Annotated in this window: 2 protein-coding genes and 1 pseudogene; all 3 read left to right on the top strand. The window is 69.8% G+C overall.

What is annotated here, in order from left to right:
• On the top strand, positions 1 to 246 hold a 246-nt coding region (locus AC1D01_RS34365; RefSeq protein ID WP_477873940.1), incomplete at its 5' end, for a ribosome-recycling factor.
• A 51-nt stretch (positions 247 to 297) separates the two neighbouring features.
• Entirely contained in the window at positions 298 to 1,029 is a 732-nt protein-coding gene (gene uppS / locus AC1D01_RS34370) for a polyprenyl diphosphate synthase (protein ID WP_477873942.1), read from the top strand.
• Positions 1,030 to 1,032: 3 nt separating this feature from the next.
• A pseudogene (locus AC1D01_RS34375) lies at positions 1,033 to 1,463 on the top strand (phosphatidate cytidylyltransferase); the annotation flags it as partial.

A 1,463-nucleotide genomic window follows, 5' to 3' on the forward strand; every position in this document is an offset into this window, starting at 1 on the left:
CTCACCGAAGAGCGCCGCCGCGACCTGACCAAGGTCGTGCGCAACGCCGGCGAAGACGCCAAGATCGCCACGCGCAACCTGCGCCGCGATGCCAACGAGCATGCCAAGAAGCTGCTGAAGGACAAGGAGATCACCGAAGACGACGAGCGCCGCTCGCTCGACGAGGTGCAGAAGCTGACCGACCGCACGATCGCCGAGATCGATCGCCTGATCGCCGGCAAAGAAGCGGAGATCATGGCCGTCTGACGCGGCCGTGAAAGCAGCATCGTTTCCTCCCTGTTTTCCCGCTCGACCCCTGTGGACACCGTCTCCCGCGTTCCACGCCACGTGGCCATCGTGATGGACGGCAACGGCCGCTGGGCCAAGAAGCGGCTGATGCCGCGCTTCTTCGGCCACAAGCAGGGCGTCGATGCGCTGGTGCGCACCGTCGAGGCCTGTGCCGACCGCGGCATCGAATACCTCACCGTGTTCGCGTTCTCGTCCGAGAACTGGAAGCGGCCGACCGAAGAGGTGTCCGGACTGATGAGCCTGGTGCTGGTCGCCGTCTCGAAGTACCTGGCCAAGCTGGCGGGCGAGGGCGTTCGCATCCGCATCGTCGGCGACCGCTCGCAGGTGTCCGACAAGGTGCGCGCCGCCTGGGACGAGGCCGAGCGCACCACGGCCGAGAACCGGCGCATCACGCTGTCGGTCGCGTTCAACTACGGCGGCCRCTGGGACATCGTGCAGGCCTGCCAGCAGGCCATCGCGGCGGGCGTGCCGGCGCACGAGCTCGACGAAGCGAAGCTCGGCAGCTACATGGCGATGAATTTCGCGCCCGATCCCGACCTCTTCATCCGCACCGGCGGCGAGGTGCGCATCAGCAACTTCCTGCTGTGGCAGGTGGCGTACTCCGAGCTGGTGTTCAGCGACTGCCTGTGGCCGGAGTTCGGCCTCGCGCAACTCGATGCGGCGCTCGCCGACTACGCGAGCCGCGACCGCCGGTTCGGCCGCGTGAACAGTGCCGACGTGGCGGCCGAGGCGGGGGCCTGAGCCGTGCTGAAGCAACGCATCATCACCGCCGTCGTGCTGCTGCTCGTGCTGCTGCCGGCGATGTTCGCGCCGATGGCGTGGCCGTTCGCGCTGCTCACGCTGCTGATGATCGGCGCGGCCGGCTGGGAATGGGCGCGGCTGAACGCGGCGCCGTCCGGTCTCGCGATCGGGCTGGGCGTGGCGCTGGCCGCGGCCTGTGCCGCCGCCATGGCCGCCGGCTGGGTTCATGCCGGCGCCAGCCCCGCGTGGTGGCTGGCGTTCGCGGTGTGGGTGCTGGGCGGTGCGTTGGCGCTGCGGGTCGGGCCCGGCGCCTGGCCGCAACTGCCCACGGTTGCGCGCTGGGTGCTCGGGCTGGCCGCGCTGTGGACGGCCTGGCTGGCGCTGGCCAGCGCCAAGACCCTCGGCGTCAACTTCCTGTTGTCGGTGCTGTGCCT

Source organism: Rhizobacter sp. P3_B12, assembly GCF_056402895.1.